The following is a 23,609-nucleotide window of genomic DNA, read 5'->3' on the forward strand; positions in this document are numbered from 1 at the left end:
TCGCGCGCGCCCTTCTCGGCCACGCGCGCATGGACCGTCAAGCCATGAGCGGCGCGGCGCTCCGGCTGGAGGATGTCGCCTGCCTGCGCGGGGGACGGCTGCTGTTCGCCGGCGTCAATCTCAGCCTGACTGCGGGCGGCAGCGCCCAGATCGCTGGCCCGAACGGCATCGGCAAATCGAGCCTGCTGCGCATCATTGCCGGGCTGCTGCGGCCCTTTGCGGGCACCGTGACCTGCGAAGGCGCGGTGGCGCTGACCGACGAGCTCGATGCGCTGGACCGGGACCGCACGGTGCACGATGCCCTCGCCTTCTGGGCCAAAGTGGATGAGGCGCCGTCCGCGCGCATCGACGCCGCGCTCGATGACCTCGCCATTGCACATCTGCGCGATATTCCGGTGCGGATGCTCTCCACCGGCCAGCGCAAGCGCGCCGCGCTGGCTCGCACGCTGATTACCGCGGCGCCGATCTGGCTGCTGGATGAGCCCGCCAATGGCCTCGACGTCGCCTCGGCCGCGCAACTCGGCACCCTGGTCGACGAGCACCGTGCGCGCGGCGGCCTCGTGCTCGCGGCCTCGCACATGCCGCTCGCGTGGACGCAGGATGCGGTGATCAACCTTCATGCGCCGGCCCCGGATGCGGGCGAGGAGCGCGACGCATGATCGGCCCGATCATCCTGCGCGACCTTGGCCGGGCGTGGCGGAGCGGTGGCATCTGGCTGCCGCTGGCCTTTCTGCTGCTGATTGCGGCGCTGTTTCCTTTCGCGGTCGGCCCCAATGCCACGCTGCTCAGCCAGACCGGCGGAGGACTGCTGTGGGTCGCCGCGCTGCTGGCCAGCCTGCTGCCGATCGACCGGCTGATCGAGCCGGACCGCGACAGCGGCGTGATCGACCAGCTCGTGCTGCGCGGCGTGGGGGAAGGCACGATCCTGTTCGCCAAGGGCGTCGCGCATTGGCTGAGCTTTGGCCCGCCGCTTCTGATCGCCGCGCTGCCGGCCGGGGCCCTGCTCAAGCTGGAGCCGGAGATGCTGCGGCTGGTGATGATCGGTCTGGCGCTTGGCACGCCCGGCCTTGCCGCGCTCGCCCTGCTGGTGGCAGCGCTCACCGCCGGCCTGCGGGGCAGCGGCGCGCTGACCGGCCTGCTGGTGCTGCCGCTGGCGGTGCCGATCCTGATCTTCGGTGCCGGGGCCCTGCAATTTGGCGGCGACAGCGCCCTCAAGATGGTCGCCGCCTGCTCGCTGCTGCTGTGTGTGGTGGCGCCGGTCGCCGGCGGGGCGGCGCTAAGGGCGGGACGGGATTAGGTAGGGCGGGATTGAGGGGCGCGGCATACCAGGCCTTCCCTCTTCCCCCTTCGTGTCGAGCGAAGTCGAGACACCAAACTCAGCGCCAGACGTGTCTCGACTTCGCTCGACACGAACAGAAAGGTGGGCAGGTTTACGCAGGCGCTTGCGGTCCGCTAACTCTACGAGCGAACCCCTCCCCCCGAAAGCCCCTCAGTCCCGCGTCCAGCGCGCCCAGATTGCGGTTGGGAGCAGCAGCCCCCGTGCCTCCTCCCGCACGGCCAGCTCGCCGCATTCGATCCGCCCCGGCAGATCGCCCAGATGCGCGCGGAGCAGTTCGCCGATCGCCAGGGCGGACATGCGCACGGCGTAGACCGTGAGGAACAGGAAGCGGCTCTCGCCATCCAGCAAGCGGCGGCAATCGGCGATCAGGCCGGGCAGGTCTTCCTCAAGGCGCCAGATTTCGCCATCCGGTCCCCGGCCATATTTGGGCGGATCGAGCAGGATGCCATGATAGCGCCGCTCGCGCCGCACCTCGCGTGCCACGAATTTGGCGGCATCGTCGATGATCCAGCGGACGGGATTGCTCTCCATGCCGGAGAGCGCCGCATTGGCACGCGCCTGCGCGACCGATTTCTTGGAGGCATCGACATGCACGCACTGCGCCCCGGTGGCGGAGAGGGCCAGCGTGCCGACGCCGGTATAGCCGAACAGGTTGAGGAAATGGGGCGCGTCGACGCCGTGCAGCCGCTCGCGCGCCCATTGCCAGACCGGCGCCATGTCCGGGAAGAAGCCGAGATGGCGGAAGGGCGTGCAGTTCGCCTGAAAGCGCGCCTCCTCCCAGCGCAGCGGCCAGCCATCGCGCGGCACGGGTTTATCAAAATGCCAGCGCCCGCCGCCATCCTCGTCCGATGCCGGAATGAAGCTGCCATGCGCATCCCAGTCGGCCTGCGCCGGCTGCCACATCGCCTGCGGCTCCGGGCGGATGAAACGATAGGGGCCGTAGCGCTCCAGCTTGCGGCCGGCGCCGCTATCGATGAGGCCGTAATCGCCCCAGGGCTCGCCGACCATTGTGGTGAGTGGGAGGGCGGGTGGCAGGGTTATAGACATCTATCCCCTCCCCTTCAGGGGAGGGGTTCGGAGGTAGGTGCTTACGTAGCGCTCTGGAGCCGACGTAGCCGACACCACCCCAACCCCTCCTCTAAAGAGGAGGGGCTTCAGAAAGGACGTCCTACCCACGGCGCGGCGTGGCGCGTTCCGCGATATATTCGGTCACTGCCTCGAACGTACCGGGCAGCGTCGCATAGCGCTCCTCGCGCCCGAACAGATCGCCCACGCGTGACGGCAGCGAGGGACGCACGCCGGTGGCCCGTTCCACGGCATCGCGGAACTTGGCGGGATGCGCCGTCGCCAGCGTCACCACCGGCACGGACGGATCGAGCGGCACGGCATGGGCCGCAGCGAGGCCGACCGCGCTGTGCGGATCGATGACCTGAGAGGCCGCATCATAAGCCCAGCGCATCGCCCGCGACATGTCGTCGCCATCGACGCGTGCGGAAGAGAAGAGCTTGGCCCCCCCGTCGCGCTGCGCGTTCGTGAGGCGCATGGCCTTAGTCGCCTCAAAACCCTTCATCTGCTCGGCCAGCGCCAGCCCATCGCGCCCACCGAGATCGAACAGCAGCCGCTCGAAATTCGAGGAGACCTGAATGTCCATGCTGGGCGTGGCCGTCGGCACAACGCCTTCCTGGCTGTAGTCGCCCTGCGAGAGCGCCCGGTGGAGAATGTCGTTCACATTAGTGGCGACGATCAGCCGCTCGATGGGAAGTCCCATGCGCGCTGCGACATAGCCGGCAAACACGTCGCCGAAATTGCCGGTCGGCACCGAAAAGGCAACCTGCCGATGCGGCGCGCCGAGGCGCACGCCGACATAGATATAATAGACCACCTGCGCCACGAGTCGCGCCCAGTTGATGCTGTTCACGGCCGACAGATCGAAGCGGCCGGCGAACTCGGCATCGTTGAACATGCGCTTCACCAGCGCCTGCGCATCGTCGAAGCTGCCTTCAATGGCGATGTTGTGGACGTTGGGCGCCAGCACCGTCGTCATCTGCCGGCGCTGCACATCCGACACGCGATCTGCGGGATGGAGCATGAAGATATCGATCTTCGCTCGGCCCGCAACGGCATCGATGGCCGCCGAGCCGGTGTCTCCCGACGTCGCGCCGACGATGGTCAGATGGGTATCGCGGCGGCTGAGGAACTTCTCGAACAGCAGGCCGAGCATCTGCAGCGCAACGTCCTTGAACGCCAGTGTCGGCCCGTGGAACAACTCGAGCAGCCAGTGCTGATGATCGAGTTGCACCAGCGGTGTCACCGCGGCGTGAGAGAAGCGGCCATAAGCCTGCGTGCACAGTTCGCGAAGTTCGTCTTCGCTCAGACAATCGCCCACGAACGGGCGAATGACGCGAACGGCAGTCTCGACATAAGAGAGGCCGCGCATCGCCTCCAACTCGTCGGCGGAAAAGCTCGGCCAATGCTCGGGCAGATACAGCCCGCCATCGCTCGCCAGCCCTGCCAGCGTTGCGCCCTCGAAATCCAGCGCAGCCGCGCGCCCTCTGGTGCTCACATATTGCATGACCGGCCCTTAGCCTTATGGCTGCCGTAGCGCAACGGAGTGGATCAACCCTCGCGCGGTTCGCCCCGCCAGCGCTTGCGCAGCGCCAGCGCATAAATCACCAGCGCGATGGTGGCGAACAGGAACCACTGCACCGCGTAGGAGCGGTGATTATTGGGCACCGAAGAGGGATCGGGCGGCGCAGAGGCGAGCAGCCCGGGCGCCGGCTCCTCCGCGACGATCATCAGCCGCAAGGGCGATACCTTGCCCTGCACCCGGGCCATCAGTGAGGAATTGTCCGGCTCATGCGTCGCTGTGCCGGTCACCGGACCGCCCTGCCAGTCGGTCTTGCCATCCGGCCGCACGCTCACGCCCATGTCCACCACAAGTCCCGGCCCTTCGGTACCGGTCGCGCAATATGCGATGTGCCGCCATCCGGTCTCGCCGCTGCGCGCCCGACCGCCGATCACCTGCCAGTCGACCACGCGCAGACACTGGGCCGCGAGACGGCGAAACATGTAGCTTTGATCGGTTGGGTTCTGCCGGGGATAGGCTGTCAGCGGCAGATGCAGATTCGCGCGCCAGGCATCCAGCGCGGCCTCCTTCTGATGCGCCCGGCCGATCTGCCAGATGCCCAGCGCGATCATCACGGCGACGGCGAGGCCGACCAGAACGGTCGGCACCAGCGGGACGCGGCGGCTCATGGCGCGCCCTCGCCCGGCTGACGCGCATCGGCAATGCGCCCCTCGCGCGCCTTGTTGCGATATTCGATGATCAGCAGTGCTGCCTTGGACAGGCGCAAACAGCCGATGACCAGCGCGGTGGTGAGCGGCACCCAGAGCAGGATATGCACCCAGAATGGCGGATCGGCGGCCAACTGGACCATCAGGGCCAGCGCCGTGACCAGCCCGCCGACGATCAGAATGAGGAAGGCCGCCGGGCCATCGCCAACATTGAACGCGGCCAGATCCAGCCCGCAGGCGCGGCAGCGCGGCGCGAATCGCACCCAGCCATCGAACAGCGGCCCGACGCCGCAGCGCGGGCAGCGGGCCTTGACGCTCGCCTGGACCAGATAAGCCGGTGTGACCGCGGCTGCCTTTGGCGCCTCTGCGGGCTTAGTCTCGCTCATCCATCCTGTCCTTCGCAAATGCCGCGTGCCGAAAACGAAGCGACGCGCGGAAGGGCTTTCCGCGCGTCGCCTTTGCTATCGATAGATGAGGAGCAAGCATGGGCCTTGGCGCCGCACATGCCGTGCTCCCCGGCCGATCAGCCCGCGTGCATCGGAGCTCCCCAGCCGCCCCACACATAGATGGAGACGAACAGGAACAGCCACACCACGTCGACGAAATGCCAGTACCAGGCCGCCGCCTCGAAGCCGAAGTGCTGGCGCGGCGTGAAGTGACCCTTATAGGCCCGCACCTGGCAGACGATCAGGAAGATCGTGCCGACCAGAACGTGGAACCCGTGGAAGCCGGTCGCCATGTAGAAGGCCGAGCCATAAGGCGTCGTGCCGAAGGCAAACGGCGCGTGGGCATATTCATAGGCCTGCACGCAGGTGAAAACGATGCCGAGGATGATCGTGAGCCACAGGCCCTTCTTCAGGCCGTCCCGGTCGCCATGGATGATCGCATGGTGCGCCCAGGTAATGGTGGTGCCCGAGCAGAGCAGGATCAGCGTGTTGAGGAGCGGCAGCTCGAAGGGATTGAGAACCTCAATGCCCTCGGACGGGAACAGGCCGTCAATCGGCGGCAGGGCCGTCGGGAAGAGGCTGAAATCGAAGAACGCCCAGAACCAGCCCACGAAGAACATGACTTCCGACGCGATGAACAGGATCATGCCGTAGCGCAGGTGAAGCTGCACGACAGGCGTGTGATCGCCGGCATGCGCCTCACGAATAACGTCCGCCCACCAGAAGAACATGGTGGCGAGCACGCCGGCCAGACCGAGGAAGAAGCCCGCGCCGCCCCAGCTGCCCATTTCAGAGGGGTGCATCCAGGCAACGGCGCCCAGCGCCATCACTAGGGCCGACATCGAGCCCATCAACGGCCAGAAACTGGCGGGGAGAATGTGATAATCGTGATTCTTGGCGCCGGCCATATCGTATTCCCTGTATCTAAGTGCTTTATCCGAGCGCTCGTTTGCGCGCTTCTTTAGCTCTGGTCGTCCGGCTTCTCAACCGGATAGAATGTGTAACTCAGCGTGATTTCCTGGACGTCCTTGCCGTCAGAATCATCAAGGAACGCCTTGTCGACGTAGAACAGCACGGGCATCCGCACCTGCTGCCCCGGCTGCAAGGTTTGCTCCGTGAAGCAGAAGCACTGCACCTTGCTGAAATATTTGCCGACATATTCGGGCGTGACGTTGAACACGGCCCGCCCGGTGACCGGCTTGTTCGAGGTGTTCTTGGCGATGAAGATCGCCATCGACTTGCCACCGACGCCCACGGTCACGCGGCGCTTCTCGGGATAGAATTCCCACGGAATGCCGCCGCCGATATTCGAGTCGAACCGAATCGACAGCTGCCGGCCCTGCGTCTGCAGCGAGACCGCCTTGGCGGCCTCTGCGGCATCGACGCGCTGGGTGGTGCCGCCGAAACCGGTGACCTGACAGAAGAGCCGGTACAGCGGGACCGCCGCGAAGCCGAGGCCAAGCATCGCCACCGCCACCAGCGCCGCCAGCAGGGCTGTCTTGCGGTTACTCACGCGCTTTCCGGCAATCGTCGTCATCGCACCGCTCCTCAGGCCATTTTCGCGATGGTGATCGCAAAGAACAGCACGACCAGTGCCGCGAGAATCCACGCCATGATGCGCGCCCGCGCCCGCTGGCGCTCCTGAATGAGTTTCTGGTCTTCAGGGGTCATGCCGCAAACACCCAATGGTCGACGACAACCGCGCCGAAGAGCAGGAAAAGATAGAGAACCGAATATTTGAACAGCCGCCGCTCCGGCTTCATTTGCGCGGGATCGCTCTCCCGGCGCAGCGAGACCTGCAGGGCCATGGCCGCGAACACCGCCGTCGCCAGCAAAGCGGTCACGCCGTAGATCGGGCCGGTCAGCCGCAGGACCACCGGCGCCAGCGCAGCAACGCCCATGATGCTGGTATAGCCCAGGATCTGGCGGCGGGTGGTCACCTCACCGGCAACCACCGGCAGCATTGGGATGCCGGCATTGGCGTAATCCATCCGCACGAACAGCGCGAGCGACCAGAAGTGGGGCGGCGTCCAGAAGAAGATGAGCATGAACAGGGCGATGGGCAGCAGCGCCACATCGCCCGTCACCGCCGCCCAGCCGATCAATGGCGGAAAGGCGCCGGCCGCACCACCGATCACGATATTCTGCGCCGTGCGTGGCTTGAGCCAGACAGTGTAGATGAACACATAGAAGAGGATCGACGTCGCCAGGATGCCGGCGGCGAGCCAGTTGGTCGCAAAGCCCATCAGCAGTACGGAAAAGGCAGCGAGGCCAACGCCGAAATGCAGTGCCGTTTCCCGGCTCATCCGGCCGGCCGGCAGCGGACGACCCGCGGTACGCTTCATCTTCGCGTCGCGGTCGACTTCATACCATTGATTGAGCGCACCTGCCGCACCAGCGCCGAGGGCGATGCAGAGAATAGCGGTAAAGGCGAGCACCGGAGACAGGCTGCCGGGTGCGACCAGCAATCCGCACAGGCCGGTGAAGACCACGAGCGTCAGCACGCGCGGCTTGGTCAGCGCGAGCAGATCGCGCCAGTCCGCCGGGAGCGGAACCGTCGACCCGCCAAGCGGAGACTGTTGTGGCGCGGTGCCCATGATCGATGCCTTGCTCGCCAAAACCTCTGACCTTGCGTTCAGTTCAACTCGTCAGTTCATATCGCAAGCGGGAGCGCTTCCGCGCCCCCGATCGCCATCCTGTCTGTTCAAGCCGCCACCCTGAAGACGGCGGCTCGCGGGTGAAACCCGTTGCCGATCAATCGATGACCGGCAGGGTCTCGAACTGGTGGTACGGCGGCGGGCTGGACAGCGTCCATTCCAGCGTCGTGGCACCCTCACCCCACGGATTGGCAGCGGCCTTCTTGCCGGCCAGCAGCGAGATGAAGACGTTCACGAAGAAGATCAGAACGCCCACGCCCATGATCGCATAACCGAACGAGGCGATGCCGTTCCAGTAGGCCAGCGCATCGGTGTAGTCCGGCACGCGGCGCTGCATGCCGCTCATGCCCAGGAAGTGCATCGGGAAGAACATGATGTTCACGCCGATGAAGAACACCCAGAAGTGGAGCTGGCCCAGGAACTCGTTGTACATCTTCCCGAACATCTTCGGGAACCAGTAGTAGAAGCCTGCGAACAGCGAGAACACGGCGCCGAGCGAGAGCACATAGTGGAAGTGCGCGACCACATAGTAGGTGTCGTGCAGGTTATCGTCGATGCCGCCATTGGCGAGCACCACGCCGGTCACGCCACCAACGGTGAACATGAAGATGAAGCCAAGCGACCAGACCATGGGGGTCTTGAAGCTCATCGAGCCGCCCCACATCGTGGCGATCCACGAGAAGATCTTCACGCCGGTCGGCACCGCGATGACCATGGTGGCGGCCGTGAAGTACATCTTCATGTTCACGGTCATGCCGGTGGTGAACATGTGGTGCGCCCACACGATGAAGCCGACGACGCCGATGGCGACCATGGCGTAGGCCATGCCGAGATAACCGAAGACGGGCTTGCGGCTGAAGGTGGACACGATCTGGCTGACGATGCCGAAGCCCGGCAAGATCATGATGTACACTTCGGGGTGGCCGAAGAACCAGAACAGGTGCTGATAGAGAACCGGGTCGCCACCGCCGGCCGCGTCATAGAAGACGGTGCCGAAGTTACGGTCGGTCAGCAGCATGGTGATGGCCGCGGCCAGCACGGGCAGTGCGAGCAGCAGCAGGAAGGCGGTGACCAGCACCGACCACACGAACAGCGGCATCTTGTGGATGGTCATCCCCGGTGCGCGCATGTTGAAGATGGTGGTGATGAAGTTGATCGCGCCCAGGATCGAGCTGGCGCCCGCGATGTGCAGCGAGAGAATCGCCATGTCGACCGCCGGACCAGGGCTGCCGCTGGTGGACAGCGGCGCATAGACGGTCCAGCCGGTGCCCGCACCATTGCCGGTGCCGCCGGGCACGAAGGCCGAGCCGAGCAGGAGCAGGAAAGCCGGGATGAGCAGCCAGAAGCTGATATTGTTCATCCGCGGGAAGGCCATGTCCGGCGCGCCGATCATGATCGGGACGAACCAGTTGCCGAAGCCGCCGATGATCGCCGGCATCACCATGAAGAACACCATGATGAGGCCGTGGGCCGTGATCAGCACGTTCCAGAGGTGATAGGCCTGATCGATCGTCGCATCGGGACCGTCCGCGAAGGTGGCCCAATGCTGGAGATACTGAATACCCGGCTCAGCCAGCTCGAGACGCATGAGGCCCGAGATGGCGCCGCCAATGACGCCGGCCATGATCGCGAAGATCAGGTAAAGCGTGCCGATGTCCTTGTGGTTCGTCGACATGAACCAGCGGACGAAGAAGCCCGGCTTGTGATCGGCATCATGATCGCCATGGGCGTGCGCCCCGTGGAAATCGTCTGCGGTTGTGGTGCTCATCTTGGAAGTCCTCAGGATGCAGTCGCGGGCGCCGCAGCGGGCGTCTCGGCGTTGGCGGGAGCAGGAGCGGCGGCGGGTGCTTCGGCGGCAGCGGCAGGCGCGGCTGCGTCACCCGGCATCTGGCCACCCTGTGAGCGGACCCACTGTGCGAACCGCTCGGGGCTCACCGCTTCGATCGAGATCGGCATGAAGCCATGGCGTGCACCGCACAGCTCCGAGCAGACGCCGTAATAGACGCCTTCCTTCTCGATGGTGAAGGTCTTCTCGTTGAGACGACCCGGCACAGCATCTTCCTTCACCCAGAAGGCGGGAATCGAGAAGGAGTGGATCACGTCAGCCGCGGTGATGATCGCCTTGATGGGCACGCCGACCGGCAGGACGACGCGATTGTCGACGCCGAGCAGACGGGGCTCGCCACGCTTGAGCGCTTCTTCAGGCGGCAGCATGTTGGAGACATATTCGCCGATGCCGAGATCGGGATATTCATAACCCCAGTACCACTGATAGCCGGTCACCTTGAGGGTGATGGCGTTGGCGGGGGCTGGCTTGAACTGCTTGGCCAGCAGGTCGATCGACGGAATGGCGATACCGATAAGGATCAGCACCGGCGCCAGCGTCCAGACGATCTCGATCGCCGTGTTGTGCGAGGTGCGCGAGGGCACCGGGTTGGCGGCGCGACGATAGCGCACCACGACCCAGAGCAGCAGCCCGAGCACGAACAGCGAGATAACCGTGATGACCGGCAGCAGAATCACATTGTGCATCCACAGCGCATAATTGCCCGTGGAGGTCACCTGCTTCTGGAAGGTCGTCTCGCCCACGGCAGGCTGGCCGATGCCTTCAACCGGCGCGGCATGATCGAACGCCGGCGCGGCGGGAGCTGCGGGCGCAGCGGCGGCGGCCGGTGCGGCTTCCGCAGTCGACGCCGCGGGCGCAGCAGCCTGTTCTGCCTGCCCGAAAGCGGAAGATGGCGCGAGCGTGCTCAGTCCGAGCGCGATCGCCACCATGAAGCCATTGATTCTTCTAGTCATGCGGTCGACCTGCCTTCAATTTCAGGCCGCTAGCGAAAGACATCGACTGCGGCCCCCCTCATTGATCTTGCGGCCCCTATACGCAGCCAGCCTCCCAGCCTCAAGCGCAGAAATTGCCCGAATGCCAGCCGTTGATTGTCAGCCCGTCCGCCGCTATCTGCGCCGCTCTATATAAGAGGTCGCGGAAACATGACAGAATCGGAAGTGCTCGCTGAATTTCGCGCCTGTGACGCGCTGCTCCAGGGGCATTTTCTGCTGTCCTCGGGCAAGCACAGCGCCAACTATCTGCAGTGCGCGCGCGTGCTGATGAATCCCGAGCGCGCCGGCCGCATCGCCGTTGCGATAGCCCAGTCTATCCCGCGTGATATTCGCGCCGCCATCGACGTCGTTGTCTCGCCGGCGATGGGCGGCATCATCATCGGCCACGAAATGGGCCGAGCGCTGGGCTGCGATGCGCTGTTTCTCGAGCGGCCGCAGGGCACCTTCTTGTTCCGTCGCGGCTTCTCGCTAACACCCGGCCAGAAGGTGCTGATGGTCGAGGACGTCGTGACGACCGGCCTCTCCTCCCGCCAGGCGATGGAAGCGGTGCGCGCGGAAGGCGGCGAGGTCATCGCCGAAGCCGCCGTGGTCGATCGCTCGGCCGGCGAGGCCAATCTCGGCGTGCCCTTCTTCCCGCTCGTGAGCCTCAACTTCCCTGTGTACGACGCTGACGATCTGCCGCCCGAACTGGCAGCGATCCCGGCGACCAAGCCGGGCAGCCGGGCATGACAGCAATGGCGGACCAGTGCGGCCGCCACCTGCGCCTGGGCGTCAACATCGATCATGTGGCGACCATCCGCAATGCGCGGGGCGCCTCCTATCCCGATCCGGTCCGCGCCGCCCTGCTCGCGCAGGAAGCCGGCGCCGACGGCATCACCGCACATTTGCGCGAAGATCGCCGGCACATCACGGACAAGGACATCGCGCGCCTGTCCGCCGAGCTGGAGATCCCGTTCAATTTCGAGATGGCCGCCACGCAGGAGATGCTGGAGATCGCACTGCGCCATAAGCCGCACGCCGTCTGCCTCGTGCCAGAACGTCGCGAGGAGCGCACCACCGAGGGCGGACTGGATGCGGCCGGGTTGCACAATCACCTCGCGCCCATGGTCGACCGGCTCGGCGAAGCGGGCTGCCGTGTCTCGCTGTTCATCGAGGCCGATCCGCGCCAGATCGATGCGGCGCTGCGCCTCAAGGTGCCGGTGGTGGAACTGCACACGGGCAAATATTGCGAGGTCGAAGGCCCCGAGCAGGCTGCGGAACTCCGCCGCATCACCGACATGGCGGCGCTGGCCGCCAAGAACGGCATCGAGCCCCATGCCGGCCATGGCCTGACTTACGAGAATGTCGCGCCCATCGCGGCGATTCCGCAGGTCGCTGAACTCAATATCGGCCACTTTCTCATCGGTGAGGCGATCTTCTTGGGCCTGCGCGACAGCGTGGCGCAGATGCGCAGGCTGATGGACGAGGCGCGCGGGCAGGCATGATCGTCGGCCTGGGCTCTGATCTTTGCAATATCGAGCGAATCCAGGCTTCTCTGGACCGGTTCGGAGAGCGATTCGAGCAGCGGGTGTTCACCGACCATGAGATCGCCCGAGCCAATCGGCGCCCGTTTACGAAGGCCGGGACACTCGCCAAGCGCTTCGCGGCCAAGGAGGCCTTCAGCAAGGCAGTCGGCACCGGATTCAAGGCCGGCGTCTTCATGAAGGACATTGGCGTCGTCAATCTGCCCTCCGGCGCACCGACGCTTGCCCTCACGGGCGGCGCCAAAGCGCGACTGGATGCCTTGACCCCGCCCGGCGCCAGCCTATTTGTTCACCTGACATTGACCGACGATCATCCCTGGGCGCAGGCGTTCGTCATTCTGGAGGCGCGCTTTCCGTGACGGATGAGGCATCGATCAAGGCGCAGGAAACGCGCCGGAAACGCGCTGACAAGAAGACCGATTGGATCGGCGAGATCAAGAGCATCGTGTTGCTGCTGGCGGCAGTGCTCGCCTTCCACAGCTTCGTGGCCAAGCCTTTCTACATACCCTCCGAATCGATGATGCCGACCATGCTGGTGGGCGATAGGCTCATTGTTTCCAAATATGCCTATGGCTGGTCCTACGTCTCCCCGACGATTCCCAATCCGGCCGCGATCCTGCGCACCACATTGCTGGGCGGACCGCCCGAGCCCTGGGGCGTCACGCTGCCGTTCATGAACGGGCGCGTTTGGGGCAAGATGCCCGAGCGCGGCGACATCGCGATCGTGACCCCGCAGAACAGCAACGAGGATTATATCAAGCGGGTCATCGGCCTGCCCGGCGATCTGCTGGAAGTGCGCGACGGCGTGGTGATCCTCAACGGCAAGCCGGTTAAGCAGGAGGCCCTGCCCGCCATGCGGATGCCGGTGGATGCCAACAGCCGGTGCGATCCGCGCCAGTTCCCCGGCGCGCTCGAAACGCAGCCCGATGGCACGCAGGTATGCGTGCTCCCGGTGCTGCGTGAGACGCTGCCCAATGGGCGCAGCTACACGATCATCGACATGGGCGCGCGAGAGACCGACTGGTACGGCCCGGTGCGCATCCCCGCCGGCCATGTGTTCCTGATGGGCGACAATCGCGACAATAGCGCGGACAGCCGCGTCTCCGCCGCGATGCAGGGCCTTGGTGGCCCCGTGCCGTGGGAATCGCTTGGCGGCCGCGCCGAGTTCATCACCTTCTCGCTGGATGGATCGACACGGCTCAATCCTGCGACGTGGATCAGCAGCTTCCGCAGTGGCCGGGCAGGGATGTCGCTGCATCCTGAAGAGACAGCAGGTTCGGCGCAGCGTTAAGCGCTTTTGCGGTAAGAGCGGCTCCTCACCGATAGCCGAGATAGCCACGCACGGCCCGACCGACGCGTTCTTCCAGACCGGGCCGGTCCCGCTCTCCATGCGCACCAGCCGCGTCAACCATGCCCTTGATGATCGCAAGCATGTCCTGCGCGGCGAGCGCTGGATCGGCTTGGGGTGGAAGGTCCGAGCGCTGTAACACGCCGGTGACGATCTCGCGGAGCCGCACGCTCACCGCGTGAACTGCCGGATCGAGCGGCAGCCGCGCCTCCTCGATATCAAGAAGGCGCGCCAAAACGGGGCGCCGGAGTTGATGCGCGACCGCTGCTGCGATCAGCAGAGCCAGCGCCGCCTCCCCCGTCTCGGCCGTTGTCGCCGCTTCCCAATCGGCGATCAGCAGCGCGGTTTCCCGCAAGATCAGCGCACCGATCAGGGCGTCCTTGCCCTGGAAGTACTGATACAGCGACCCGATGCTGACGCCGGCGCGCTCGGCAACGGCATTGGTCGTCAGTCCGCCGAGTCCCTTTTCCTCCAGAATGCGAGCTGTCGCTTCGACGATGGCCTTTACCGTCTCCAAAGAGCGGCTCTGCCGCGGCGATTTTCTGGGGATGGAGCGCTGCTGGGAAGGGATGTTGGTCATGACGTCAATGCGAGTAGCCAATCTTGAGCATTTGCTCGCATTTAGTCCGCGCAGACACAGCCTGACAAGGACCTATCATGACCAATGCAAGCCTTTCGTTCGAACCCGCCCTCACCGTCTTCATGCTCGTCAAGACGTCGCCGGAGTGGCTCGGCTTCCCCGTCGATCAGCGTTTCGCGCTGCTGGGTGAGCAATTCGCGCCCATTTTGCGCAAGCACGCCGGCAAGGTTGCGCTGCGCTTCTTCGACGTGGAGTTCTACGCGACGCGCGTAACCGACATCTGGATGTGGGATGCGATCGACCACCACGCCTATCAGTTGCTGGTCGAGGACCTGCGGGAAACAGCCTTCTGGGACCGTTATTTCGATATCGTCGAAATTCTGACCGGTGTCGAAAATGCCTATGCCAAGAATTATGGCCGGCCGGTCATTGGCGGATGAGGCGTTCAACCGGATGACAGCCCAGATGCCGGGCGGGAATGGGATGTGTGAAGCGGGCGCCAGATCGGCGCCCCTTTGCCATCAGGGCTGCGGCATCTCCGGCGCGCCCGGCGGCATCGCGCCCGGGCCACCCGGACCTCCGCCCTGCTGCTGCATCATCTGCTGCATCTGCATCATCTGCTGGGCCTGCATGACCTCGGCGCGGGATTTGAACTCAAGCAGCTTGATCTCGAACTGCAAGGGCGTGTTCGGCGGGATGACGCCGCCCGGAGGAGGACTGTCGCCATAAGCCAGCTCGGCGGGGATCCACGCACGGATGCTGCCGCCACGCTTGAGCAGGGTCACGGCTTCCGCAAAGCCGGGGACCAGCGACTGCAGGTCCATCGGCGCGCTCTCATTCTCGTCGAACACCGTGCCGTCGGGCAGCGTGCCCTTATAGGCCACGAGGGCGAAATCATCGCGGGTGGGGCTTTCGCCCGACCCTTGCGTGATCATCTGGTAGCGCAGGCCGCTGGCGGTATGGCCGAACTGGCGGCTGCCAGCCCAGGCCAGCACCGCCGCAACGGCCAGCACCAGCACGACCGCAAGCCAGAAACGACGAACCGAACCGCGCCGGATGGGCTGCAAGGGAACCGCCGTGACGGACATGGGCCGTGCCTCTTCTTATTGAAACCGGGAGAATCAACAGGGCCGCAAGCGCGGCCCTGAAAGTAACTTAACGGGCGCCGTCGCGCTCGGCGCGCTTGCGCTCCAGCTTGCGGGCACGACGGATGGCCGCAGCCTTCTCGCGCGCACGCTTCTCGGAGGGCTTCTCATAGTGACGACGGAGCTTCATCTCGCGATAAACGCCCTCACGCTGCAGCTTCTTCTTGAGCGCCCGCAGCGCCTGGTCGACGTTGTTGTCGCGCACGATGATTTGCATAAGCTCGTCAGTCTCCAGTTCTATCGCTTGTCCGCAGGGACCGGAGCACACTCCGGACGCGGTATCAATCTGCCTAAAATAACATACGCCGCGACAATCTGCCACGGCGGAACGGGCTGCCCTTATCAGGGTGACCTTACCGGATCAAGACCGGAAAGGCTTGGAAAAGGCCACAATCATTGCGGTGTGACATTGCGGATGCGGTCCAGGGCAGGTGGGCCGCGTTGCGAGTCGCTGGCGATATACACCTCCAGCGCGTCCACATCCACCGGCCCTTCCGCCAGCACCGGTGCCGGTGCGAACAGCCGCAGACCATCACCGCCCTGCGCGATGAAATTGTTCATGGCGACCCGATAGGTCCCCTCGTCTCGCAGCGCCGCGCCATTCAGGCGGATGTTGAAGACGCGTGCGCCGGCGGGACGGCTGGCGTCGAATTCATAGCTGAATCCCCTGGAAACGCCGAGAATCGACGGGCGATCGCCACGGGTGAACTGCTGCTCCAGCGCGGCACGAATATCTGCGCCCGAGAGCTGCTTGACGAGCACCACATTGCCGAAGGGCTGCGCGGAGTAGAGATCGCCAAAGCGCACGCTGCCATCGGCCAGGGGCGCGATGGGCGCGCGCAATCCGCCGGGATTCATGAGGGCCAGCTGCGCCCCGCCCCGCTCCGGTGCCTGCACGGAGGCCAGCTGCGCATCCGCGATGAAGTTGCCGAGCGTGCTCTGGCCGCTCGCATCGGCAATCTGGGTCAGGCTGCCGGCCAGCTTGCCGACGACTCGGTCGCTCACGCTGGAGGCAGCCGTGCGATAGCGCGCCACCAGATCGGTCAGCTCGGGCTGGGCGACAGGCGCATCCTCGCGCTGCTCCACGAGAACGTTCTCGGCCCGCTTGTCGACCAGCCGATGTGCGGCGACATCATAATCGAGCGTGATGCGGGTGAGCAGCGTGCCATATTGACCCGCGCTGGTGGCGAGCAAGGGCCGGCTGGGATCAACCGTGCCATAGCGGCAGACATAGGCCTGATGGGTATGGCCGGAAATCACGAGATCGAAAGCAGGATCGAGCCGCGCCATGATCTGCGGCAGCGGTCCGGAGAGCGAGCCGCAATCGCCGGGATCGCCCTCCCCACCCGGATAGCCGCCTTCGTGGATCAGCAGCACCAATATCTCTGCCCCGGCCTGCTTGAGCGCGGCGACATAGCTGTTCGCCGCCTCCGCTTCATCGAGGAAGCGCAGATTGGCGACACCGCTGGGCGCCACGATCTCCGGCGTGCCCTTGAGCGTGACGCCGACAAAGCCGACGGTCACCGTCTTGCCGCCAGCGAGGGCAAAGCGCTTAAGGCCATAAGCCGGGAACAAGGTCTGCCCATCGGCCTGCTGCACATTCGCCGCGAGAAAGCCGAAGCGCGCGCCGGGGAAATCACTCATCACCTGGCATGGCTGCAACCGCGTGAACTGGGTGCAGCCGCCGGTCTGCATCCGCCGCAGCTCGTCCGGCCCGCGATCGAACTCATGATTGCCCACCGAATTGAAATCGACACCGACCTTGTTCATCACGCGGATCGTCGGCTCATCGAGGAAATGGCCGGAGATGAGTGGCGAGGCGCTGATCATGTCGCCGGCGGAGACCACGGCGCTGTTGGGATTCTCGGCCCGCAGGCGGGAGACGGCCTGCGCAAAGTGGATCGCGCCGCCCGCTGCCGTGCGCGGCGCATCGGCTGAGACGCCCGGTGGGAGTACGGTCTGTCCGACAGTATCGATATGGCCGTGAAAATCATTGAAGGCGATGATCTGCAGCCGCGCAATACTGTCGCCAGCCGGGGATGCGGGCCGCTGCGCCGTCTGTGCGCAGGCGCCAAGCAAGAGAAGGCCGAGCGGCAGGCTGGCGCGGATCATCGAGGAAAATTGCATCGTCACTCGTCCATAGCTGGCGAAAAGCGGGTCTCTGTTAGCAGATGCTCCGGGTCACCGCGGTGACAGCGGCACAGGCCGCCGCCTTTCACTCGACAACCCGCCCTCTCCCGCGCATCATCCAAGCCATCGCCCCACGAGACCCAGGAGGGTCCGGCGCAAGGAGAGAGGATCATGGCCACAGCCGCCCAAACACACCCGATGAGCGATGCCGAATGGCAGGCCCGCCAGCAACTGGCCGCCTGCTACCGCATCTTTGCGCATATGGGCTGGGACGAACTGATCTATAATCACATCTCGCTGCGCGTGCCGGGCGAAGAGCAGGCGTTTCTCATCAACCCTTTCGGCCTCCATTATTCGGAGGTCAAGGCATCCAATCTCGTCAAGATCGACATTGACGGCAACACGCTGGATGGCAGCCCGCACCCGGTCAACCGCGCGGGCTTCGTGCAGCACAGCGTCTTCCACCGCCATGTGCCGGACGCGCATTGTATCATCCACACCCACACCACGGCGGGCATGGCCGTCTCGTCTACCCAGGAAGGGCTGCTGGCGACGAACTTCTATGCCGGCTTCCTGGTCGGCAACATCGCCTATCATGATTTCGAGGGCGTAACCGTGCGCACGGAGGAAGGCGCGCGCCTCGTCGCCAATCTGGGCGAGAAGCGCTTCATGATCCTGCGCAACCATGGCTTGCTGGTGATGGGCCAGACGTTGCCGGAGGCATTCCTACGCTATTTCGTATTCGAGCGGGCCTGCGAAATCCAGCTGGCGACCCGGCAGGCGGGCACGCCGCTGATCATCCCAGACGAGGTGCTGGCCGTGCATAAGCGCGACATGTTTTCGGCCATTCCGGCCGAGCGGTTCGGGATGCTCGACTTTGCCGCGATGGTGCGCGTGATCGACCGGATCGACCCGAGCTGGCGCGACTGAGCATTGCTCCAGCACGCCGCTGGTGGCAATCAGGGGCGTGTTTCCGGGAAGAATCTCCATGAAGGTATTGGCAATGGCGGCTGCGATCACCCTCGCAAGCGGAACGACGGCGGCTACGGCAGACACTGTGGCGCAGGACGATCCCTTCCTCTGGCTCGAGGACTGGCATGGGGAGAAGTCCATGGCGTGGGTGAAGGCGGAGAATGCGCGCACCGTGAACGTGCTTCAGAACGACCCCAATTACCCCGGCATGGTGAAGGACGCGATTGCCATCGCCACGGCGACCGACCGCATCCCGATGCCGAGCCTGATCGGCGGGCGCATCTATAATTTCTGGCGGGATGCCGCGCATCCGCAGGGCATCTGGCGGCACACCAGCGCCAGCGAGTATGCGCAGGCCAGCCCGCCCTGGACGACCGCGCTCGATCTCGACGCGCTGAGCAAGGCCGAGGCGAAGAAATGGGTGTGGAAAGGCGCGACCTGCCTAGAGCCGGATGAGCGGCGTTGCCTGATTTCGCTCTCTGACGGTGGCGAGGATGCCACCGACATTCGCGAGTTCGATCTCACCACCGGCACCTTCGTCAAGGGCGGTTTTGCGCTTTCCACGTCGAAGCAGGGTGTCGACTGGGTGGATGCCGACACGCTCATCGCCTCGCGCGACTGGGGCGAGGGCACGCTGACGGCCTCGGGCTATCCGTTCGTCGTCAAGACGCTGAAGCGCGGCGCGCCGCTGAGCGATGCCACAGAGGTGTTCCGCGGTGCGAAGGAGGATGTCGGCGTCTGGCCGGCGGTGCTGAACGATGGCGCGGGTAATCGAGCAGTGATGCTCGTGCGCTCGCGGACCTTCTTCGAGAATGATTACATCCTCGTCACGCCGCAGGGCGTGCGCAAGCTGCCGCTGCCGGCAAAGTCCACACTCTCGGGCATGATCGCCGGCCGGGTGATCCTCAAGACCAGCGAGCCATGGCGCAGCGGCGGCGTGGACGTGCCGACCGGCAGCGCGGTGGCGATCTCGCTCGATGATCTGCGCGCCGAGCGGACGCTGGTGCCCCAAATATTGTTCGCACCGGGCGCCCGGCAATCGGTCGAGCAGGTCGCCACGACCCGCGACCATGTCATCCTCGCCACCACCGACAATGTGCGTGGCCGCGCCGCCGTGTTGACGCCGACCGCGACGGGCTGGACATCGACCGCGCTGACCCTGCCCGACAATGCCTCCATCGGCATCGCGGCGGCCAGCGACCGGGACAATGCGGCCTATCTCTCCGTCACTGGTTTTCTCCAGCCGACGACACTCTGGCAGATCGATGCCGCCAAGCCGGCGCCGGTGCAGGTGAAGGCCCTGCCTGCCCGCTTCGATGCCAGCGGGCTGGTGGTCGAGCAGTTCGAGGCCAGCTCCACTGACGGAACGAAAATCCCCTATTTCATCGTCCACCGCGAGGGCATGGCGCGCGATGCCAGCACGCCCACGATCATGACGGCTTATGGCGGGTTCGAGGTTTCCTACACGCCGTCCTACTCCGCGCTGATCGGCAAGCTGTGGCTGGAGCGGGGCGGCAGCTTCGTCGTCGCCAACATCCGTGGCGGCGGGGAATTCGGGCCGGCCTGGCATCAGGCGGGGCTCAAGACCAAGCGCCAGATCATCTATGATGATTTTGCTGCCGTGGGCCGGGATATCTTCGCGCGCAAGCTCTCCAGCCCCATGAAGTTCGGCATCTTCGGCGGCTCCAATGGCGGGCTGCTGATGGGCGTGGAGTTCAACCAGCACCCAGAGCTATGGAATGCCGTGGTCATTCAGGTGCCGCTGCTGGATATGCTGCGCTTCGAGCAGATCGCCGCCGGGCCGAGCTGGGTCGATGAATATGGCAGCGTCTCGGTGCCGGAGGAAAAGGCGTTTCTTGAGACCATCTCGCCCTATCATAATGTGGTGAAGGGCAAGGCCTATCCTGAGCCCTATATCTGGACGACGACCAAGGATGACCGCGTCGGCCCGCAGCACGCCCGCAAGTTCGCGGCGCGGCTCAAGGATTATGGCATCCCCTATTTCTTCTACGAGGACACGGCAGGCGGCCATTCGGGCGATGCGGACATCGAGCAAAGTGCCCGGTTGAAGGCGATGGAAATGGTCTACTTCACCCGCAAGCTCGTCGACGGCAAGTGACGCGGGGCCGATGACCAAGTTCACCGTCAACGACCGCCCGGTCGAATATAAGATGGACCCGCAGACGCCCTTGCTATGGGCTTTGCGGGATGCTTCCAACCTCACCGGCACCAAATATGGCTGCGGCACGGGAGACTGTGGCGCCTGCACAGTCGACATTGACGGTCTCGCGATCCGCTCCTGCCAGGTCACGATCGCCGCGATGGAAGGCCGGTTCGTCACGACCATCGAGGCGCTGTCGCCCGATCGCAGCCATCCCGTGCAGCAGGCCTGGGCAGCGCAGATGGTGCCGCAATGCGGCTACTGCCAGTCCGGCATGATCATGGCGGCCTCCGTGCTGCTGCGCCGGAACAGCAACCCGACCGACGCGCAGATCGACACGGCGATGACCAATATCTGCCGCTGCGGCACCTATCCGCGCATACGCGAGGCGATCAAGCAGGCGGGGCGCATCATGCGCGGCGAGGAGCGGGTCGCGGCCGCGCCGGCACCGGGCATCGCGCCGGCAGATGCCGCGCGCCATGTGCCCGCCATGACGCCGCCTAATGACGGGCGCTCGACCGCCGATTGAGCGTCCCGCTGCGAGACAAGCTTTCGCATCGCTGTCAGCAATGTTCAGCATGACGACAGCGGCCTTGTCGTAAACACATCCTTAATGGCGAAGAACCGCCTGCTTTGAGGATGTAACCACGATGAGCCGTCTTTTGACCTTCGGCCTGCTGGCTTCCACCATGCTGGCCACAGCGCCGGTTGCTGCGCAGGAGCGCAGCGCCAACCGGGGCGACTGGATCCGCAACCAGAACCAGCAGCAGCAATCCGCCCCGCGGCAGGATGGCGGCGATCGCCGGCGTGACTGGTCGGGACAGCGCGGTGGACCTTCGCGTGGGGAAGGCATGCGTCCGCAGCCGGCTCCGCAGCAGCGCGCGCCCGCTACGGTGACCACGACCCGCGTCGCGCCGTCCGATGCGCCCCGCCCCAATTGGCAGGACCGTCGCGCACCCGATCAGGCCGGCCGGCCCGACAGGCCCGAGCAGCGCGAGCGTCCCCGCGATCAGCCGCGCAGCTGGAATGACACCAGCCGGAACAATGCCAACTGGCGTGACGATAGCCGCCAGCAGGCCGAGAACCGCGCCGAATGGGAGCGTCGCCGCGAGCAGGCCAATCGGGATGGCAACCGCACCGACTGGCGGGACCGCGACGACGCGCGCCGCTGGGATGGTCGCCGCGACAATGACTGGCGACGCAATGACAGCGCAGGCCGGGACCGCGCCGACTGGGAGCGGCAGCGCCTGAACGAGCGCCAACGCTGGGCCGACCAGCGCCGCTGGGACAATCGCTGGCGCAACGACCGGCGCTATGACTGGCAGCGCTACCGTACGCAGTATCGCTCGGTCTACAGGATGCCGACCTATTACGCGCCCTATGGCTGGAACTACGGCTATCGCCGTTTCTCGATCGGCATCTACCTGAACGACATGCTGTTCGGGCGGAATTACTGGATCAGCGATCCCTACGAGTACCGCCTGCCGCCCGTCTACGGCTCGCTGCGTTGGGTGCGCTATTATGACGATGCGCTGCTGGTCGACACGCGTGACGGCTATGTCGTCGATGTGATCCACGACTTCTTCTGGTGAGCGGGTCGGCGCCCGCACCAAGCCCTTCCTGAGCGGCCTTCAGGAAAGACTGGGCCGGTTCCCGCTTCGGCAGGGGCCGGTCCTTTTTTGGGTGCGGGCGCACCGCCTCCCCTTGCTAAGCCCGGGATCGGGATGGCAGGAGGCAGGCATGAAGCAAAATTGGCCAGATGACGCGGAACTTCCCTCGCAAGCCCGCGCGGAGATCGGTGTCCGCGTGCGCCAGCGCCTCTCCCGCAACCCGATGATCAGCCGGGTGCAGACCGAGCGCGCCGAGATGTTCCTGCGCCACGGACTGGTGACGCCCAAGGAATGCACCGAGTTGATCGGCAAGATCGATGCTGGGTGCAAACCCTCCAAGCTGTTTTCCGGCACCGAGTCGGGGTACCGCACCAGCAGCAGCTGCAATCTCGATATCTACGATCCGCTCGTGGTCGCAGTAACGAAGCGCATCGACGCGCTGATGGGCATCGAAGGCGACTATGGCGAGCTGCTGCAGGGCCAGCGTTATTACGAGTCCCAGCAATATCAGCTCCATTGCGATTATTTTCCCGCGAAGGTGCACTATTGGCCGGCGATGCGGGCGACTGGCGGACAGCGCTGCTGGACGGCGATGGCCTATCTGTGCGATGTCGAAGCGGGCGGCGAGACGCAATTTCCGCGCCTCGGCGTGACCATTCCGCCCCGCACCGGCACGCTGCTGATCTGGAACAATATGACCGCGGACGGCAGCCCCAATTACGATACGCTGCATGCTGCCCTGCCCGTTACCAAAGGCGCCAAATATGTCGTGACCCGCTGGTATCGCGAGCGCCCGTGGGAACCGCGCAATAAACCGTGACTCCGGGTTCAGCCACGCGGGGCACCTCAGACAAATTGCGACACTTATGAGCGAAAGCTGACACAGGCGTTCGCGCGCCATTCAGCCCGTCGAGCCGATAAGGATCAGGCGACCAAGGCCGCAGAATGAGGCGCCTGGCCGGCACTGAAAGGAGTGTCACATGATGAAAAAGTTTCTGCTCGGCGGGCTTGCAGCCCTCACCCTCATCCCCGCCACCGCGATGGCCCAGCCCTATCATGCCCAGGACCGGCAGGATGTGCGGGAAGCTCGTCGCGATGTAAACGACGCCCGCCGCGATGTTCGCGATGCCAAGCGTGACCTGCGCGACGCTCGCTGGGACTATCAGCGCGAGGTGCGCGACTATAATCGCGAGCGCCCGTGGCGCGCGGCCCCGTTCAAATATCAGAGCTTCAAGGCAGGCGTCACCATCCGGCCCGTCTATTACGGCCGCAGCTATGTCGTGACTGACTGGCGCCGCTTCCACTGGGATGCCCCCCGCGCGAACCAGGTCTGGGTACGCCATTATGACGACGCACTGCTCGTGAATACGCGCACCGGCAGGGTCGTGAAGGTGATCCACAACGCCTTCCGTTACCGCTGACCACGCGTCCCTTTTCGGGATGGGAATGAAGAGGGCGGCGCCGACATTCGGCGCGGCCCTTTTTGTGCGGCTGAGCATGCTTCCGCGCGACGAAACGAGCCGGTCGAGCGTTGTGATGAACAGCGCGCGGCGCTACGCATCCAAG

At 65.0% G+C, this 23,609-nt stretch carries 27 protein-coding genes; 13 read left to right on the plus strand and 14 right to left on the minus strand.

The window, feature by feature from the left end:
* Positions 1–44: 44 nt before the first annotated feature.
* Entirely contained in the window at positions 45–659 is a 615-nt protein-coding gene (gene ccmA, locus M2341_RS12285) for a heme ABC exporter ATP-binding protein CcmA (RefSeq protein ID WP_264586040.1), read from the plus strand.
* Positions 656–1,297, plus strand: a complete 642-nt coding sequence (locus tag M2341_RS12290) for a heme exporter protein CcmB (protein WP_264585438.1) — start codon at positions 656–658, stop codon at positions 1,295–1,297. Before ccmA ends, M2341_RS12290 begins: the two co-directional genes overlap by 4 nt.
* A gap of 192 nt (positions 1,298–1,489) precedes the next feature.
* Here M2341_RS12290 and M2341_RS12295 read toward each other — a convergent pair whose 3' ends face one another.
* The 10 genes from M2341_RS12295 to coxB form a co-directional block, all read right to left on the minus strand.
* Positions 1,490–2,386 carry a class I SAM-dependent methyltransferase gene (locus tag M2341_RS12295; RefSeq protein WP_264585439.1) on the minus strand — a complete coding sequence of 299 codons (897 nt, stop codon included), beginning with the start codon at positions 2,384–2,386 and terminating at the stop codon, positions 1,490–1,492.
* A 121-nt stretch (positions 2,387–2,507) separates the two neighbouring features.
* Entirely contained in the window at positions 2,508–3,911 is a 1,404-nt protein-coding gene (gene thrC / locus M2341_RS12300) for a threonine synthase (protein WP_264585440.1), read from the minus strand.
* A gap of 44 nt (positions 3,912–3,955) precedes the next feature.
* Positions 3,956–4,594, minus strand: coding sequence for an SURF1 family protein (locus M2341_RS12305; protein ID WP_264585441.1), 639 nt, complete (start codon positions 4,592–4,594; stop codon positions 3,956–3,958).
* Entirely contained in the window at positions 4,591–5,019 is a 429-nt protein-coding gene (locus M2341_RS12310; protein ID WP_264585442.1) for a DUF983 domain-containing protein, read from the minus strand. The genes M2341_RS12305 and M2341_RS12310 overlap by 4 nt, the downstream gene beginning before the upstream one ends.
* 137 nt (positions 5,020–5,156) lie before the next feature.
* Positions 5,157–5,987 (minus strand): cytochrome c oxidase subunit 3, encoded by an 831-nt coding sequence (locus M2341_RS12315; protein ID WP_181560186.1) that lies wholly within the window; start codon positions 5,985–5,987, stop codon positions 5,157–5,159.
* 53 nt (positions 5,988–6,040) lie between these two features.
* Positions 6,041–6,616 (minus strand): cytochrome c oxidase assembly protein, encoded by a 576-nt coding sequence (locus M2341_RS12320; protein WP_264573258.1) that lies wholly within the window; start codon positions 6,614–6,616, stop codon positions 6,041–6,043.
* 11 nt (positions 6,617–6,627) lie between these two features.
* A complete protein-coding gene (locus M2341_RS12325; RefSeq protein ID WP_264570860.1) occupies positions 6,628–6,750 on the minus strand; it encodes a hypothetical protein in 123 nt (40 codons plus the stop codon).
* Positions 6,747–7,676 carry a heme o synthase gene (locus M2341_RS12330; RefSeq protein WP_264586041.1) on the minus strand — a complete coding sequence of 310 codons (930 nt, stop codon included), beginning with the start codon at positions 7,674–7,676 and terminating at the stop codon, positions 6,747–6,749. Before M2341_RS12330 ends, M2341_RS12325 begins: the two co-directional genes overlap by 4 nt.
* 157 nt (positions 7,677–7,833) lie before the next feature.
* Positions 7,834–9,504 (minus strand): cytochrome c oxidase subunit I, encoded by a 1,671-nt coding sequence (gene ctaD / locus M2341_RS12335; RefSeq protein ID WP_181560188.1) that lies wholly within the window; start codon positions 9,502–9,504, stop codon positions 7,834–7,836.
* Between the two features lie 11 nt (positions 9,505–9,515).
* On the minus strand, positions 9,516–10,535 hold the full coding sequence (gene coxB, locus M2341_RS12340) for a cytochrome c oxidase subunit II (protein WP_181560189.1): 1,020 nt from the start codon (positions 10,533–10,535) through the stop codon (positions 9,516–9,518).
* Positions 10,536–10,724: 189 nt separating this feature from the next.
* Between coxB and pyrE the strand changes: the two genes are divergently transcribed.
* The 4 genes from pyrE to lepB are packed head-to-tail and all read left to right on the plus strand — an operon-like array spanning position 10,725 to position 13,388.
* Positions 10,725–11,303, plus strand: a complete 579-nt coding sequence (pyrE, locus tag M2341_RS12345; RefSeq protein WP_264573260.1) for an orotate phosphoribosyltransferase — start codon at positions 10,725–10,727, stop codon at positions 11,301–11,303.
* Entirely contained in the window at positions 11,300–12,058 is a 759-nt protein-coding gene (locus tag M2341_RS12350) for a pyridoxine 5'-phosphate synthase (protein ID WP_264585443.1), read from the plus strand. Before pyrE ends, M2341_RS12350 begins: the two co-directional genes overlap by 4 nt.
* A complete protein-coding gene (gene acpS / locus M2341_RS12355) occupies positions 12,055–12,456 on the plus strand; it encodes a holo-ACP synthase (RefSeq protein ID WP_264573262.1) in 402 nt (133 codons plus the stop codon). The genes M2341_RS12350 and acpS overlap by 4 nt, the downstream gene beginning before the upstream one ends.
* 14 nt (positions 12,457–12,470) lie before the next feature.
* On the plus strand, positions 12,471–13,388 hold the full coding sequence (lepB, locus tag M2341_RS12360; RefSeq protein WP_264586042.1) for a signal peptidase I: 918 nt from the start codon (positions 12,471–12,473) through the stop codon (positions 13,386–13,388).
* A gap of 25 nt (positions 13,389–13,413) precedes the next feature.
* On the opposite strand, the gene M2341_RS12365 is transcribed toward lepB, so the two are convergent.
* Positions 13,414–14,025: a TetR/AcrR family transcriptional regulator gene (locus M2341_RS12365; RefSeq protein ID WP_264585444.1), complete on the minus strand. Its 612-nt coding sequence runs from the start codon at positions 14,023–14,025 to the stop codon at positions 13,414–13,416.
* A gap of 77 nt (positions 14,026–14,102) precedes the next feature.
* Here M2341_RS12365 and M2341_RS12370 point away from each other — a divergent pair, with 77 nt between their 5' ends.
* Positions 14,103–14,465, plus strand: coding sequence for a darcynin family protein (locus M2341_RS12370; protein WP_264585445.1), 363 nt, complete (start codon positions 14,103–14,105; stop codon positions 14,463–14,465).
* Positions 14,466–14,546: 81 nt separating this feature from the next.
* Here M2341_RS12370 and M2341_RS12375 read toward each other — a convergent pair whose 3' ends face one another.
* The 3 genes from M2341_RS12375 to M2341_RS12385 all read right to left on the minus strand — a co-directional run bounded on the left by M2341_RS12375 (position 14,547) and on the right by M2341_RS12385 (position 17,297).
* Positions 14,547–15,113 (minus strand): FKBP-type peptidyl-prolyl cis-trans isomerase, encoded by a 567-nt coding sequence (locus M2341_RS12375; protein WP_264585446.1) that lies wholly within the window; start codon positions 15,111–15,113, stop codon positions 14,547–14,549.
* Between the two features lie 67 nt (positions 15,114–15,180).
* The gene (gene rpsU, locus M2341_RS12380) at positions 15,181–15,387 is read right to left on the minus strand and encodes a 30S ribosomal protein S21 (RefSeq protein ID WP_181560196.1); all 207 of its coding nucleotides are present in this window, start codon (positions 15,385–15,387) and stop codon (positions 15,181–15,183) included.
* Positions 15,388–15,563: 176 nt separating this feature from the next.
* Positions 15,564–17,297, minus strand: coding sequence for a bifunctional metallophosphatase/5'-nucleotidase (locus M2341_RS12385; protein WP_264585447.1), 1,734 nt, complete (start codon positions 17,295–17,297; stop codon positions 15,564–15,566).
* 174 nt (positions 17,298–17,471) lie between these two features.
* Here M2341_RS12385 and M2341_RS12390 point away from each other — a divergent pair, with 174 nt between their 5' ends.
* From M2341_RS12390 to M2341_RS12415, 6 genes are all read left to right on the plus strand, one after another.
* Entirely contained in the window at positions 17,472–18,230 is a 759-nt protein-coding gene (locus tag M2341_RS12390; RefSeq protein WP_264585448.1) for a class II aldolase/adducin family protein, read from the plus strand.
* A 58-nt stretch (positions 18,231–18,288) separates the two neighbouring features.
* Positions 18,289–20,391, plus strand: a complete 2,103-nt coding sequence (locus M2341_RS12395; protein ID WP_264585449.1) for a prolyl oligopeptidase family serine peptidase — start codon at positions 18,289–18,291, stop codon at positions 20,389–20,391.
* 10 nt (positions 20,392–20,401) lie between these two features.
* Complete coding sequence (locus M2341_RS12400) at positions 20,402–20,962, plus strand: (2Fe-2S)-binding protein (RefSeq protein ID WP_264585450.1); 561 nt, start codon at positions 20,402–20,404, stop codon at positions 20,960–20,962.
* Positions 20,963–21,083: 121 nt separating this feature from the next.
* Positions 21,084–22,025 (plus strand): RcnB family protein, encoded by a 942-nt coding sequence (locus M2341_RS12405; RefSeq protein ID WP_264585451.1) that lies wholly within the window; start codon positions 21,084–21,086, stop codon positions 22,023–22,025.
* A 148-nt stretch (positions 22,026–22,173) separates the two neighbouring features.
* On the plus strand, positions 22,174–22,863 hold the full coding sequence (locus M2341_RS12410) for a prolyl hydroxylase family protein (RefSeq protein ID WP_264585452.1): 690 nt from the start codon (positions 22,174–22,176) through the stop codon (positions 22,861–22,863).
* 160 nt (positions 22,864–23,023) lie between these two features.
* Positions 23,024–23,464, plus strand: coding sequence for an RcnB family protein (locus tag M2341_RS12415; protein WP_264585453.1), 441 nt, complete (start codon positions 23,024–23,026; stop codon positions 23,462–23,464).
* The last annotated feature ends 145 nt before the right edge of the window (positions 23,465–23,609 follow it).

It is taken from the genome of Sphingobium sp. B7D2B (assembly GCF_025961895.1).
Classification (GTDB): Bacteria; Pseudomonadota; Alphaproteobacteria; order Sphingomonadales; family Sphingomonadaceae; genus Sphingobium.